General features: G+C 56.0%; 13 protein-coding genes and 1 tRNA gene. 6 read left to right on the forward strand and 8 right to left on the reverse strand.

Annotated features, from left to right (window positions below; genetic code table 11):
* Window positions 1-71: 71 nt before the first annotated feature.
* Genes BLV61_RS22945 through BLV61_RS22955 form a run of 3 tightly spaced genes read right to left on the reverse strand, consistent with a single transcriptional unit; the run spans window position 72 to window position 3057 of the window.
* On the reverse strand, window positions 72-512 hold the full coding sequence (locus BLV61_RS22945) for a flavodoxin domain-containing protein (protein ID WP_090467608.1): 441 nt from the start codon (window positions 510-512) through the stop codon (window positions 72-74).
* Window positions 509-1840, reverse strand: coding sequence for an FAD-dependent oxidoreductase (locus tag BLV61_RS22950; RefSeq protein WP_090467609.1), 1332 nt, complete (start codon window positions 1838-1840; stop codon window positions 509-511). The genes BLV61_RS22945 and BLV61_RS22950 overlap by 4 nt, the downstream gene beginning before the upstream one ends.
* A gap of 2 nt (window positions 1841-1842) precedes the next feature.
* Window positions 1843-3057: a cytochrome P450 gene (locus BLV61_RS22955; RefSeq protein WP_090467611.1), complete on the reverse strand. Its 1215-nt coding sequence runs from the start codon at window positions 3055-3057 to the stop codon at window positions 1843-1845.
* 345 nt (window positions 3058-3402) lie between these two features.
* Here BLV61_RS22955 and BLV61_RS22960 point away from each other — a divergent pair, with 345 nt between their 5' ends.
* From BLV61_RS22960 to BLV61_RS22975, 4 genes are all read left to right on the forward strand, one after another.
* Window positions 3403-4083: a type 1 glutamine amidotransferase gene (locus tag BLV61_RS22960; protein ID WP_090467613.1), complete on the forward strand. Its 681-nt coding sequence runs from the start codon at window positions 3403-3405 to the stop codon at window positions 4081-4083.
* An 80-nt stretch (window positions 4084-4163) separates the two neighbouring features.
* A complete protein-coding gene (locus BLV61_RS22965) occupies window positions 4164-5657 on the forward strand; it encodes an aldehyde dehydrogenase (protein WP_090467615.1) in 1494 nt (497 codons plus the stop codon).
* 213 nt (window positions 5658-5870) lie between these two features.
* Window positions 5871-7253: an aspartate aminotransferase family protein gene (locus tag BLV61_RS22970; RefSeq protein ID WP_090467617.1), complete on the forward strand. Its 1383-nt coding sequence runs from the start codon at window positions 5871-5873 to the stop codon at window positions 7251-7253.
* Window positions 7254-7461: 208 nt separating this feature from the next.
* Window positions 7462-8241 carry an SDR family NAD(P)-dependent oxidoreductase gene (locus tag BLV61_RS22975; RefSeq protein ID WP_047526613.1) on the forward strand — a complete coding sequence of 260 codons (780 nt, stop codon included), beginning with the start codon at window positions 7462-7464 and terminating at the stop codon, window positions 8239-8241.
* A gap of 211 nt (window positions 8242-8452) precedes the next feature.
* Here the strand turns inward: BLV61_RS22975 and BLV61_RS22980 are convergent, their stop codons facing one another.
* Genes BLV61_RS22980 through BLV61_RS22990 form a run of 3 tightly spaced genes read right to left on the reverse strand, consistent with a single transcriptional unit; the run spans window position 8453 to window position 10856 of the window.
* On the reverse strand, window positions 8453-8689 hold the full coding sequence (locus BLV61_RS22980) for a thioredoxin family protein (protein WP_047526614.1): 237 nt from the start codon (window positions 8687-8689) through the stop codon (window positions 8453-8455).
* A 19-nt stretch (window positions 8690-8708) separates the two neighbouring features.
* Window positions 8709-9746 (reverse strand): permease, encoded by a 1038-nt coding sequence (locus tag BLV61_RS22985; protein WP_090467618.1) that lies wholly within the window; start codon window positions 9744-9746, stop codon window positions 8709-8711.
* Between the two features lie 30 nt (window positions 9747-9776).
* Window positions 9777-10856, reverse strand: a complete 1080-nt coding sequence (locus BLV61_RS22990; RefSeq protein ID WP_090467620.1) for an ArsO family NAD(P)H-dependent flavin-containing monooxygenase — start codon at window positions 10854-10856, stop codon at window positions 9777-9779.
* A 323-nt stretch (window positions 10857-11179) separates the two neighbouring features.
* On the opposite strand from BLV61_RS22990, the gene BLV61_RS22995 reads away from it, so the two are divergent.
* On the forward strand, window positions 11180-11806 hold the full coding sequence (locus BLV61_RS22995) for a LysE family translocator (RefSeq protein ID WP_047538345.1): 627 nt from the start codon (window positions 11180-11182) through the stop codon (window positions 11804-11806).
* Window positions 11807-11930: 124 nt separating this feature from the next.
* On the opposite strand, the gene tnpB is transcribed toward BLV61_RS22995, so the two are convergent.
* On the reverse strand, window positions 11931-12083 hold the full coding sequence (gene tnpB / locus BLV61_RS23000) for an IS66 family insertion sequence element accessory protein TnpB (RefSeq protein WP_090467622.1): 153 nt from the start codon (window positions 12081-12083) through the stop codon (window positions 11931-11933).
* A gap of 144 nt (window positions 12084-12227) precedes the next feature.
* Here tnpB and BLV61_RS23005 point away from each other — a divergent pair, with 144 nt between their 5' ends.
* A complete protein-coding gene (locus BLV61_RS23005; protein WP_090467623.1) occupies window positions 12228-13844 on the forward strand; it encodes a GGDEF domain-containing protein in 1617 nt (538 codons plus the stop codon).
* A gap of 299 nt (window positions 13845-14143) precedes the next feature.
* Here BLV61_RS23005 and BLV61_RS23010 read toward each other — a convergent pair.
* A tRNA-Gly gene (locus BLV61_RS23010) sits at window positions 14144-14217 on the reverse strand.
* Window positions 14218-14279: the final 62 nt, after the last annotated feature.

Here is a 14279-nt window from a genome sequence, read left to right on the forward strand (position 1 = left end):
TGACGAAGGTGATTCAGGCAGCGCCGTGAAGGCGCTGGTTCACGAAGTCGCCATTGTGCCGGTCGTAGCGTTCACAGTCCTGATAGAACCGCTTTAGCCCAAGGCATTGCAAGGTCACCGGGAAGTTGTCCTGCGCTGGCGTCATGCACCCCTCGTTCCCCCACCTGTTTGGCTCCCAGCCGAGTCAGCGTCTGTGCAACGATCTCGCTGCCGCGGTTGAAGGTTTCGTAGAAGCTGTCACCCAGGCCAAACAGCGCGAACTTGAGACCGCAGAGGTTGGGTTGTTCACTGTTGAGCGCTTCGAAGAAAGGCTGAGCAGAATGCGGAAGTTCACCGTCGCCATAGGTCGAGCACACGATGAAATAGAACACGTCTGGCGACAGATCGGTGACTGAGAATTTAGACATGTCGGTGCTTTCGATGCTCACGTCTGCGCTGAGTGCATCGACGATATCGTCGGCGACCATTTCAGCGTTACCGGTTTCTGTGCCGTAGAGGACTTGAATGTTCATTTATTGTTTTCTCCTGCTTGATGGGACTGGGCTGCGCCCAACATGGCAACCTTGTTGCGGAATTTTCGGCGCGCGCGGCCATAAGGGGCATTTTTGAGTTCGGCCGTATCGATGCGCTTCCAGTCTTCGTAGCAAACAGTCGTGCTTTTGATCGCCTTTGCTATCGCCGGGTAACCTGGTTTTCCAAGACCCAGGGCGCCCGACTTCACGGCCTGAACGATGTTGTCGGCCACGTGTTTGGCATCCGCTCGATTGTCCGGGATCGTGCCCGTGGGGCCTCGGCGGAACCAGCCGGTGCAATACAGGCCGTCATCCAGAAAGCCGTTAGACAAATCGGAGCCCGGACGTGATAAATCCGTGCGGCAGAGATCGAGTTTCGGACGTTCTTCAAATCCAATCGCAGTGATGATGCTTGTCGCGGGAATGCTTTGCTGGTGGTCAGGGTTTTGCGTGCCTTTAAGCACTAGGCCTGCAACATGGTCGACACCGGCCACGCGAACGGGCGCCCAGCCAAAATGGAATGTCACCGATTTTTTGCTGGTGTCCGGTTCGGCTTCTGATCTGGCCAGCGCGAGCAGTGTTTCTATCTTGGCCTTGGCAAGCCCGAGCAGTGCCTCAATTTTGGCCTTGGCAAGCGGGTCATCAATCGATTCGAGATCGAGCTCGTCGTTAAACTCGAATTGCACATTGGCAAGTTTGGCGAGTTCTTTGATCATCACCGTGTCGAATTTTGCCAATGCAGCTGGAGATCGACCTACGACATCGATGTGTTCTATCGGGCTGCTCGCCAGGTGTGTCAGTGCTTCGTGGGACAAGTCAGAGCCATGAAACTCTTCGCCCTTTTTGACCAGCAGTCGCAGCACGTCGATGGCAACGTTGCCGTTGCCCACGATGATTGGGCGGGCGCCAAAGCGTGGCAAAAACGCTTCTTCGTCCGGGTGGTCGTTCAGGAATCGAGTGACCTGTCCGGCGCCGTAGATGTGATTCAACGCATCCCCCGGTACGTCCAGTTTCCGATCGCCATACAGGCCCGTCGCAACCACCACGATGTCGTAAGCGGCGCGTAGATCTGCCAGTGGTAGTTCGGTGCCAACATGAACGTTACCCAGAAACCGGATTTTCTCGCGTTCAAACATTCTTTCGAATTGCCGGGTCACTGCCTTCGTGCCGGGGTGGTCGGGCGCAACACCGTAGCGGACCAAGCCATATGGAACGGGCAGTCGTTCAATCAGCGTGATCTCTGCGTCCGGCCATTCACGTCGAAGTGCTTGAGCCATGAAGCAGCCCGAGGGACCCGACCCGATGATCGCAATGGTTGGAGTGCTCATGATCAGACCTCTGGATCGAACGCCATAGGCATCGCAATAGGGCCCGTGTTTCCGCTATCCGGCAGCCATTGCACTTCGCCATTGAAGCGAGGGTTTTTGATGCGTTGTGCAAGCAGCGCCAAGGCTTCTGTCATGTCGCCGCGAGCAATGAAGTGACCGATGCAGTGGTGAGCGCCTGCGCCAAAACCGAAGTGCGCCTGGCGTTTGGCCGTGATATCGAACCCGGGATTTTCGAAGACGGTTGGATCGGTACCGGCCGCCTGGCTGAACAGGTGAACCGTCGTGCCCTTTTTGATATCCAGTCCTTGATAGTTGAAATCCTCCAGCGCTTCGCGGGTCACCCATGTCACGGTCGGGCGCACGCGCATGACTTCTTCGACAGCAGCCCTTGCCAGCTCAGGATCTTCACCCAGCAGTTTCCACTGGTCCGGGTGCTGGACGAACATGTCCATGGCCAAAGCGATCTGGTTACGCGTGGTGTCGATACCGCCGAAAATGGCGAGAACGATCATGTCGTACAGTTCTTGATCGCTCAGCGCGGTTTTGTCTTCTTCGTTGGCTTTAACCAGCATGCTGAGAAAGTCATCGCCCAGGCCGTTCTTCTTCAGGGCTTCAACCGCCATGGCGGCATAACCGAACAGTTTGTCGGTTGCGGCGTTGATCTTTGCTTCGTCCTGCTTGAACGTCACGCCCAGCGCCAGGCCCATGTCCACCGCCAACTGAGCCAGGCCTCGCCACTCACTGCGCGGTAAGCCGAGGAGGGCGCAGATAACTTGAGTGGCGTATGGCTCAGAAAAGTCGGCGACGAATTCGCAGGTGCCTTTCTTCGAGAATCCATCAATGATTTCGTTGGCCATGTCCTGAAATACAGGCGTGAGCTTGCGTACGAGCTTCGGTGCAAAAGCAGGGTTCGCAAGGCGGCGAAGGCGGGAGTGATCGGCGCCTTCGCGACTCAGCAGCATCCGAATCCACCAGTCGGCAAAACTTCCTGTTGCCTTATTGTGCGCAGGCCATGCGTAGCTTCCCTGGCGAAGACGCTGGTCTCGAATCAGCGCGTTGACTTCGTCGTAGCGAAGCACTGCGATGCCATAAGGCGTCCGTGCAAACCAGCTTTTTTCTCGCGCATCAATCACTTCCTTCGAGCGCATTGAAAAGGAAGGGTTGGCCACATCCAGGTAGGGCGCAGCTTCGAGCGTAGTAGGGAGACTGGAAGACATTTGGACACCTTCGATCGTTATTAGAAGAGGCGAGCTGCTCGCGATTCGCACGGGTCAACTGTGACGGTTGACGGGCGGTGCGGCCCATTACCTGCGTGGGTCTGGTATCTCGCCGGAGTCGCATTACGAATTCAATTTAAAATATGGTTTCATATCTTTCAAGAGGAATTTTCGTTTTCCGGGGTGCTATTGGGCTCGTTTTTGCCATTGCATGGCACGAATCGCATAAGAATTTGGCTGTTTAGAGTGGAAAACCACCTGGAGAGGGCGTAAAAAAGCTGCTTGGCATCTAATTTACTTTAAGATATGGTTTCATAAGTATTAAGATTCGATCAGGATTTGCTCATGAAGTCGCCGCGCGCCATTGCAATTGTTCATTCCGATACTGATGTCCCTGGCAGCCTGCCCGAGCTCTTTAGCGAGCAGGGTATGGATCTGGAAATTGTATCCATCAGCCAGGCCCTGCCAGCGCCTGAAGCGCTCGACATCGTTGTTGTGATGGGCAGCCCTGAATCGGCCTATGACCATCGATTGCCCTGGTTGGACGCCGAGCTCAAATGGCTGAAGTCTGTTCAGGAGCGAGGCGTGCCGACGCTTGGAATCTGCTTTGGCAGCCAGTTGCTCGCCCGCGCGCTGGGCGGTCAGGTCTATCGAAACTCCACCGCAGAGATCGGTTGGACTGAAGTTCAAACGCTTCAGGCGCAGTGGGCGCACAAGGGCCCCTGGCTCAATTTCCACTTTGACGCCTTCACGCCGCCCCCCGGCTCAACCTTGTTGGCGAAAACCGATCTGGCTCCCCAGGCCTACCGCAAAGGCAAGTCCATGGGGGTGCAGTTCCATCCGGAAATTGACGCACAGATGTTCGATACATGGACGCACTACTGGCGCAATACCGAGGAAGGGAAGCGGTTTCTAGCCTCCGCCGGAGATCTGCCAGAGCGCATGCGCGCGGAGATTCAGGAGAAGGAGGCCGGTAATCGAGCCAACTGTCGCCTGCTGCTTCAGGATTTTTTAACCGCTATCTGAAACACCCTTTCAACCCTGACCCAGTCTACGAATTCAGCGAGCTCGACCTGGGCCATCAATCGTGAAACCTGAGGACAACCATGCAACCGTTAACTTTGAGCGATTGGGAAACCAAATCTGCACAGCTGAAGATTGAAGGGCGCGCGTTCGTGAATGGCGCGTATGTGAGCGCTGCGGCAGAAGCTGTTTTTGAGTGCGTCAGTCCGGTCGACGGGCGCTTTCTCGCCAACGTTGCCAGCTGCGATGCCGCCGATGCGGATCACGCAGTAAAAGTCGCCCGCGCCACATTTGACGCCGGTGTCTGGTCTCGTTTGTCGCCCGTTTCCAGGAAGCAGGCGATGCTCCGTTTTGCTGATCTGCTGGATCAGAACGCCGAGGAGCTGGCGCTCCTGGAAACACTCGACATGGGCAAGCCCATTTCGGATGCACTGAATGTCGATCTTCCTTGCTCAGCTGATGCCATCCGTTGGAGTGGTGAGGCGATTGACAAGATTTACGACGAAGTCGCCGCGACACCCCACGACCAGTTAGGCCTGGTCACTCGCGAGCCGATCGGCGTTGTCGCCGCGATCGTGCCGTGGAACTTCCCGTTGATGATGGCGTGCTGGAAGTTGGGCCCTGCACTTGCAGCGGGCAACTCGGTGATTCTCAAACCATCGGAGAAGTCGCCTCTCAGCGCCATTCGTATTGCCCAACTGGCAATCGATGCCGGCATTCCTGCGGGCGTCCTGAACGTACTGCCGGGCTATGGCCACACGGTAGGCAAGGCGCTCGCCCTGCATATGGACGTCGATACCATCGTCTTCACGGGCTCGACCAGAGTGGCCAAGCAACTCTTGATCTACTCCGGCGAATCCAACATGAAGCGCGTATGGCTGGAGGCCGGCGGCAAGAGTCCCAACATCGTTTTCGCCGACGCTGCCGATCTTCAAACCGCAGCGGAATCCGCAGCAGGTGCGATCGCCTTCAATCAGGGAGAGGTTTGTACCGCCGGTTCCCGTCTTCTCGTCGAGCGTTCGATAAAAGACACGTTCCTACCGATGGTCATCGAAGCACTGAAAGGTTGGACGCCCGGCAATCCGCTTGATCCTGAAACAAACGTGGGAGCCCTGGTCGACACGCAGCAGATGAACAACGTGTTGGCCTACATCGAGGCCGGTCACAAGGACGGTGCCAAATTGGTCGTCGGTGGCGAGCGCGTGCTTCAGGAAACGGGTGGGACTTACGTACAGCCCACCATTTTCGATGGTGTCAGCAACGCGATGAGAATCGCCCGGGAAGAAATCTTTGGGCCGGTTCTGTCGGTCATCACGTTCGATTCGGTCGAGGAAGCGATCTCGATCGCCAACGACTCCCCATACGGTTTGGCCGCTGCGATCTGGACCGCGGATATTTCCAAGGCACACCTCACGGCCAAAGCCTTGCGGGCGGGCAGTGTATGGATCAATCAATACGATGGCGGCGACATGACCGCCCCCTTTGGTGGATTCAAGCAGTCGGGGAACGGTCGCGACAAATCGCTCCACGCGTTTGACAAGTACACCGAGCTGAAAGCCACCTGGATCAAGCTGTAATGGGGAGCGAGATGTCCGTTCAAAACGCGGTTCTTTTCCGTCAGCAAGCCTGATTGGGATTGAAGCGGCGGCTCTGCGGCAGAGAGCCGCCCCGCACATTTATCGATGCACGGCCCCCTGGGCCGATGCTCAGTCGCAGCAAGGCCTGAACATCATCGGCGAATGCTTCGACGAGTTGGCATAACGCTCTCTTCCAGACTGTGGGCTCATACCATGAACAAGACAAACCTCACGCTTGAACAGAAAGACGTTAAATACCACATGCATCCTTACACGGATGCCCGCCTTCATGAGTCGGCTGGCCCATTGATCATCGAGCGTGGCGAAGGTGTTCACGTTTTCGATAACCAGGGCAAGCAGTACATCGAGGCCATGTCGGGGTTGTGGAGTGTCGCGCTGGGCTTCAGCAATCAGCGTTTGATAGAGGCTGCACAAAAGCAGCTGCGAACACTGCCGTTCTATCACTTGTTCACCAGCAAGGCGCATGCGCCGAGCATCGAGCTGGCAGAAAAGCTGGTTGAACTATCGCCAGTGCCAATGAGTAAGGTGTTTTTCACCAACTCCGGCTCTGAAGCCAATGACACGGTTGTGAAGCTTCTGTGGTACCGCAACAACGCTTTGGGCAAACCGGCCAAAAAGAAATTCATCAGTCGGATGAATGCATACCATGGCATCACCGCCGTCAGCGCAAGCCTTACCGGGATACCTGCGAACCAGCGAGGTTTTGACGTGCCTCTTCCTGGTTTTCTCCACGTCAGCTGTCCTCACTTCTACCGGTTCGCAAAGCCGGGTGAAACCGAGGAGCAATTTGCCGATCGTCTCGCTCAGGAGCTGGATGATCTGATTCAAAAAGAGGGCCCCGAAACCATCGCGGCCTTCTACGGGGAACCGTTGATGGGCGCGGGTGGTGTGATTGTGCCGCCTGAAACCTATTGGGAAAAAATCCAGAAAGTGTGCCGCAAGCACGACATCCTCATTGTGGCTGATGAGGTGATCTGCGGTTTTGGTCGTACCGGCAACCTGTTCGGGAGCGAGACGTTCGGGATCAAACCAGACGTTATGGTGTTGTCCAAGCAACTGTCTTCGTCCTACCAGCCGATTGCAGCCATTTTGATCAACGACCTGGTGTATCAAGGCATCGCTGATCAGAGCCACGCACTGGGCACCCTGGGTCATGGGTTCACCGGAGGCGGACACCCCGTCGCAACGGCGGTCGCGCTTGAAAACCTGAAGATCATTCAGGAAGACAATCTGGTTGAGCATGCAGCCAATATGGGAGAGGTGCTTCGCCATGGGCTTCGGCGCTTTATCGGACATCCGCTGGTAGGGGAGGTCCGTGGTGTGGGGCTTATAGCGGCAGTTGAGCTGGTCGCCGACAGGGATACCAAAGCGCCGTTTGAGACTGTGGGTCGGCTGGGTCGCTACTTGGCGTCACGTGCGCAGGATCTCGGGATGATCGTTCGCAGCATGGGCGACTCGATTGCTTTTTGCCCCCCGCTCATTTCAACCGAGAAGGACATCCAGGCCATTCTGGATTGCTTTGAACAATCTCTCGAAGATACCTGGCAGTGGTTTGAGCGCAGTCGAGGCCAATAAATAACGCGGCTCACAACACCGGCTGTAGCTGCTCACAAAAGGGGGTGATCGGCCGACAGGATGCGGCGCTGATTCGCAGTCCTGTTGCAAGCCTTGTTCGAACGCCATCACCGCCTTCATTGTTGTCATCACAAGTACTCGAACAACCGGCGTTCATCGGCCCTTTTGCTATGGTGCTTTAAATTGTGTGATCAAAAAGAGATGAGAGATGACGATTCCCATGTGGCAAGGTCAAGTCGCGCTGGTCAGCGGTGCGGGCAGTGAAAGTGGTATTGGTCTGGCGATCGCCAGACGTTTGGGCCGCGAAGGCGTGCGTGTATTGATCACTGCCAGCAGTGCGCGGATCCAGCAACGTGTCGCCGAGTTGCAGGCTGAGGGTATAGACGCTCGGGCGATGACAGCCGACCTGACTGACGAATTGCAGGTCAAGGAGCTTGCCGATTGGGCTCATGAGCAGTTCGGCCATATCGACATTTTGGTCAATAACGCCGGTATGGCTATGGTTGGCAGCCCGGAACCCTTCGTCGAAGTGGCGGACATGGATTTGGCGACCTGGAATCTGTCTCTGGCGCGCAACCTGACCAGCGCTTTTCTGCTGACTCGTGCGGTTTTGCCTGGGATGAAGACACGCGGTTACGGACGCATCGTCCACATCAGCTCGACGACCGGTACACGCGGCAGCAATCCAGGTGAGTCGGCTTACAGTGCGGCCAAGGCAGCGATGCTGGGGATGAATATGGGCCTGGCGCTGGAAGTCGGTAAACAGGGCATCACCGTCAACAGCGTTGCCCCAGGCTGGATTGATACGGGGGCATTGACCGAGGAAGAAAGCCGCGCCGGTACCTACACTCCGATCGGCCGCGCCGGTCGTCCAGAAGAGGTTGCCGCTGCTGTGGCGTTTCTGGCGTCTCCGGAAGCCAGCTATATCACCGGTGAAGTGCTGGTGGTGGATGGCGGTAATTGTCTGATCGAAAACAAGGCGCCCTGACGCTAGCCTCGAACTGCTGTCGTGTAGTGGGCCTGCTATCAATGTCGTTGAGCCACTGTTGTGTTGCGCGCAGCGTTTATAGCGATGGGGTGCGCGACGCAGCCATTGCGTAGTTGATTTTCAGGCTTTGCTCTGCACCACGATATTCAGCATTGGGTACTGCTCAGGCCTCTCATCACCGAGCGTGTCTGGACGTCCAGAGGCTACCCATCTACGCGCTGAGCCACTCTTCAACCTTGTCACGGCTCGGGATGCCCCCCGAGTGAACAACCTTTCCATCAATCACGACACTCGGGGTGGACATGACCCCGTAGCTGACGATCTGTTGCATGTCTTCGATTTTTTCCAGTTTTACGGGGACGCCTTTCGCACTCGCCACCTGTTCGATGATGGCTACTGTCGATTTACATTTTGCGCAACCGGTGCCCAGAACCTTGATGTCTTTCATAAAAACCTCGGTAGGTGGATTACAACGCGAAGTTGAAGACGTAACCAACGATGAGAATGCCGACGGCGACAACGCCAATGAAGGTGGCTATCAGGCGAACTTTCAACACCTTGCGCAAGATCACCATTTCCGGAAGGGATAGAGCGATGACACTCATCATAAAGGCCAGCACAGTGCCCAGCGCTGCGCCCTTTGCGAGCAGTGCCTGCACAATGGGGATGATGCCTGCCGCATTGGTATACATGGGGATGCCGATAAGAACCGCGAGCGGAACCGACCACCAGGCTTCCTTGCCCATGAAGCTGGCCATGAAATCCTCAGGCACATACCCATGAATGCCTGCGCCAATGGCAATACCGGCAAGGATGTAAGGCCACACTTTTCCGACGATTTCACGCACGCTGCTGAACCCGGCATTTATCCGCTCATACAGCGGCATACTCGTGTCCCCGGCGGTTGCCTGGATCTTGGGCATATCACGGACCCAGTCTTCCAGATAGGCCTCCATTTTCAGACGCCCAATGACCCAGCCGGCAACAATCGCAATAAACAACCCCAGGCTGAGGTACAGCAATGCAACTTTCCAGCCGAACAGGCCAAGCAGCAGTGTCAGCGCTACCTCATTCACCATGGGCGCAGAGATGAGGAAAGAGAAAGTCACCCCCAGGGGCACTCCGGCTTGAACAAAACCTATAAACAGAGGAACGGCCGAGCACGAGCAAAACGGGGTAAACACACCGAGAGTGGCCGCCATGACATTGGCCGTGCCCTCGCTTCGACCCGCCAACATTGCGCGGGTGCGTTCAGGCGTGAAGTGGGAATTGATCATGCCCATCAGGAACACGATGCCGGTCAACAGCATCAGCACCTTGGGCGTGTCGTAGAAAAAAAACTGTAAGGCACCTCCCAAGTGGCTGTTGCGATCAACCGGAAGCGCTGCGACCAAAGCCTCTGAAACAGGTATCAGGGCTTCATACAATCCGAACCAGATAAGCGCTGCTACCGCTAAAAACAGGCGGGGATTGCGCTCCGGCCAGCGCACGATCATTTCATTCATGTCCTCTACTACTCCTGGGATGTAGGCGCACTAGGCCACGGACGGATCGCCAAGATAGGTCGCGATCTCATTGACTGTGCTGCGTGCTGTGCGTGTTACACCGATCAGTGTGGCGGAAGCCGAACCTGTCCACTCGCCATAGCCCACTAGCCATAGTCTTGGTTCCTGGATCGAGTGAGTGCCGTCGACCTCAACGCGACCTTCAGTGTCGATCACCCCCAACGAATCAAGATGCTGAAGTGCGGGCCTGAACCCGGTACACCAGATCACCACATCCACTGCGGATTCAGATCCATCGGCCCACATCACACCGTCGCGAGTGAAGTGTTCAAAGGGGCGTACAGACTTGAGAGCATCACGCTCACGGGCTTCCAGCACCGGCGGCACCATGACAATGTCCCCCAACCCGCCGACGGGCTGGTCAATCACACGCCCCTCCTGTTGGGCCTTCAAGCGCTGGGTGGCGCGCTCGAACAGTACCCGTCCATCCACGTCGTCAGGCAAAAACACCGGCTCGGCAGGGGTTACCCAAGTGGTCTCGGCGACCTTGGATACTTCTGCCAAAATCTGCGCTCCTGAATTGCCACCACCCACCACCAAAACCTTCTTGCCAGCAAAGGCTTGTGCATCAACATAGTTCGCGGAGTGCAATTGCCGACCGGCGAATAACTCGGCATCAGGGTAGTGAGGGATATACGGACTGCTCCAGGTGCCGGTGGCGCTGATGACAACCCTGGCATCCCAATACCTGTCGTCGGAACGTACTCGTAAGCCAATTTCAGTACGCTCCACAGCGGTGACCCGAACCGGACGCTCAACAGGAAACTGGTAGCGCTGCTCATATTGGTTGAGGTAGTCGATTACATGATTTCGCGTTGGATACCCCTCCTGCACAGGAGGCATCATCCAGCCTGGGATCGAACTCCAGGTGGACGGAGAGAATAAACGCAGCGAATTCCAACCATGCCGCCAGGCACCACCGGGCTCTTCCTCTGCGTCGAGGATAACGAACGAAAGTTGAGTTCGGCGCAGGAAATACGCTACCGCCAAGGCTGACTGACCCCCACCGATAATCACTACATCTCGTTGGTCGCTGGGCGAAGGAGTCATGGGGAAAACCTTGAGTCGATGTCGGGCGGTAGCCAGTATAGCGACCCAGGTTTGAACTCAACTGATCCAGCTCATGGGTTGAGGAGGCTGGTCGACATTGATCAATTGCTTTGAATGACTGCTTATCCGTTTCGGATTCTCGACCTCGTAGCCGTTTGAATGTCTGTCCGCCGGTGCGGCGGTTATCCGCCTCTCATGGAGCGCCGGCGCTTGCTGCCAGTAACATCTTCTCAAATCCGGCGGCTTTGACTTTGCAGCCCGGTGTGGGCACATTCTTTCGCCACATGAGGATGGATGCCTCGTTGAGGCCCAAGGAGAATGCCGTGTTTCCGATCAATATCTGGCTTGCCTATACTGCCGCCTGCTTGCTATTGGTGCTCGCACCAGGCCCGGACAATCTGCTGGCCGTAGGCCGAGGACTCAGTCAGGGCAGGATGGCCGCTATCGTATCGGGCATGGCATCTGGGGCGGGAATTCTCTTTCATGTGGCAACTGCTTCGCTAGGACTGACTTTGCTTATGCAAACCTCCGCAGTAGCCTTCTGGGTCGTCAAGCTTATCGGCGCCGGCTATTTGCTTTGGCTAGGCATCAAAGTACTACGCTCTCGCAGCCTGATTAGCTTCCGGCCAGCGACTCGACAATCTCTGCCGAGCATTTTTCTCACAGGATTACTCTCGGCAGCACTCAATCCAAAGCCTGGTTTTTTCGTACTTGCATTCATCCCGCAATTCGTCGATCCACAACGCGGCTCAGTGAGCGTGCAGATGCTGGTGTATGGCATATGGTTCGCCGTACTTACGGCAGTGGGATTCGCACTCATGGGCGTATTTGCTACTGCACTCTCCCGGTTTTTGCGTCAGAGGCCACGATTGGTGAATGGCTTGAACGTAGGGGCAGGACTCACCTTCGTCGCTTCGGGAGTATCGATAGCGGCGCTCAGCCAAAAATAGGATCAATGTATTGGCGTGCGAGGCTGAAATTTCAGCCTCGCTGAGCCTCGGTAATTATGTTGCTCAGTATCCAGCTCCATCTCGCAGCCTTGTCGAATGCCTGGCCAGTGAAACTTGCCTTGATTCAACCTGCGAGCAGCCAGACGCCAATCCCGTCATGCACCAGCACGTTCATACGAGTGGCGCGGCGGTTCGCGAACAGATAAACGCAATGCGGCTTCGCCACGCCGAACACCGCAATCTCCCTGGCCAGCGCAGTTTCAGTGCCGATACGCATACCGGGATGTCACTGACCCGGTCTGTTCCTTGCTAACAACTGACTTGGCTGAATTTGTTCCGATCTGGAGGTGGGCCAGTCTTGCGTCAGCACTCGGTCAATTCGGCGTCGACATCAACAGCCTCAACACATTGGCGGTGCTGAATGCATACCAGCATAATGGCCGCATTCCACTACACATTAACGGGGATGACGATGACGGCGGAGCCGGAACTCAGCCAAGTAAAAAGGCTGCGTCAGTTCATAACCTATGCTCGGCTGGCCGCCGTCACTGTGATGATAATCGGCTTGGTTGTGCTGGTTGGCTGGCTGCTTGATGTGCCTTCGCTAAAGGCCGTGCTTCCTGGCTGGACTGCAATGGTAGTCAATACCGCCTGTACCTTCACTGTGCTCGGTGTGGGACTGTGGTGCGCTACGTTTAGAGTGTCCCTGGCCGGAAACTGGATCAGACGGCTTGGCGCTGTCTTGACGATACTGGTTGGAGGACTGACCCTCGTTGAATATGTCATGTCGGTTGATCTCGCTATCGATTTGCTCCTTCCTTTCGAGCTTCAGCGCACTCAACCTGTTCTTTTTCCGGGGCGAATGGCGCCGGCGACAGCGCTGTGTTTTCTGCTTTCCGGCTTTGGCCTGCTGCTTGAGGGCAGACCATTACTGCCGCAAATATTCGCTTCATCAGCGCTATTTATTAGCCTGATGGCGTTTGTGGGCTATTTGTTCGATGTCAGCGCGCTTTACTCGGTGGGCCTCTATAGCTCCATGGCCATCCATACGGCTATTGCGCTGATCCTGTTCAATACCGGACTGCTGGTTATCCAGGAGCGTTCCGAATTTGTCGAGTTACTGATAAGCGACACAGCGGGTGGCGAGGTTGCCAGAAGCTTGCTCGCCAGTATCCCGGTGGTCATTCTCGGCATCGGAGGTGCTCTGCTGGTCGGAGAAAGGTTGGGCTACTACGACAAGCGGTTCAGCCTGGCCTTGATGGCGACGCTGAGCATAGCCATGCTCGTTGCGGTAATCCTGCGAACTGCGAGGCATCTTTGTCAGCTCGATAAGTCGAGAGGGAATGCTCAGGCGGAACTGGCTGCGCTGAATGCATCCCTTGAGTTGCGGGTGTTCGAACGAACTCGTGCCCTCGAAGCGGTGAACAGCAAACTCACGGACGAAATATCGCAGCGACAAAAAGTCGAAGATGATGTGCGCCGACTGTCACTGACGGATGAACTGACCGGTTTGCACAATCGCCGCAGCTTTTTTCTTTTGGCTGACCAGCTAATGCGCTCTGCTCGCCGTAATGATCAATCCTGCTTGCTGTTTTTTGTTGATCTCGACGGTCTGAAAAAACTTAATGATATCCACGGCCATGAGGCGGGCGACTTGGCGATCATGGCTGCTGCGCAGGTGCTCAAATCTGCATTTAGAGTGAGTGACATTGTCGCCAGGATCGGCGGTGATGAGTTTGTAGTCCTGGCTGTCGAGGCGGGGGATTCCTCGGATGCGCTCTCTGCTCGTGTGCAAGCACTGGTCGACGAATTCAATGGTAGTGAACGCTGTCGTTATCCTATCGGCTTAAGTATCGGTGCTGTTCGTTGTTCGCCAAATGAGCTGAAGCCTCTGGGGGAGTTGCTTGCGTCTGCAGATGCCGCGATGTACGCCAATAAGCAGCGTCGTCGTCAGCAAGCTCTGCATTGTGTTGGGTGCGCGATACATGTACCGCCCAGGCCCGTAGATCACCCACTTGAATCGCCCTCGGTCTCGTAGAAGCTTTCGCGTACTCAATTTGGGTCTTCAGATAGCCCGAGTCGCTTTCAGCGTTCAGTGGTTTTAATCTGCACTCCGTTCCGGGAGAACGTGGCGGTCCGAGGCTTGGTTCCGGCATATCCCGCAAGCAGGATGCTGAGGACACAATCCAGCGCCAGAATGAGCTGGGGCTATGGTTCGGCTTCGGTTGAGTTGGTAGGGGGAAAGCCGGGAGTGATGGAGGGGTGGATCGAGGTGGGCTTGAAGGTTCGAACGCGGAGAGAAAGTCGGCTTGAAGGCCCGGAAATACTGGAGGGAGGTGGAGCGGGTAGAGGGAATCGAACCCTCAACTAAAGCTTGGGAAGCTTTCGTTTTGCCACTAAACTATACCCGCATTACGCGCTTACTCGGTGCACCAAAGCGGGGGTGTCCAATAAGAACCCTCGTTATCAGCTT

Origin of the sequence: Pseudomonas mohnii (assembly GCF_900105115.1) — a bacterium.
Lineage (GTDB): Bacteria > Pseudomonadota > Gammaproteobacteria > Pseudomonadales > Pseudomonadaceae > Aquipseudomonas > Aquipseudomonas mohnii.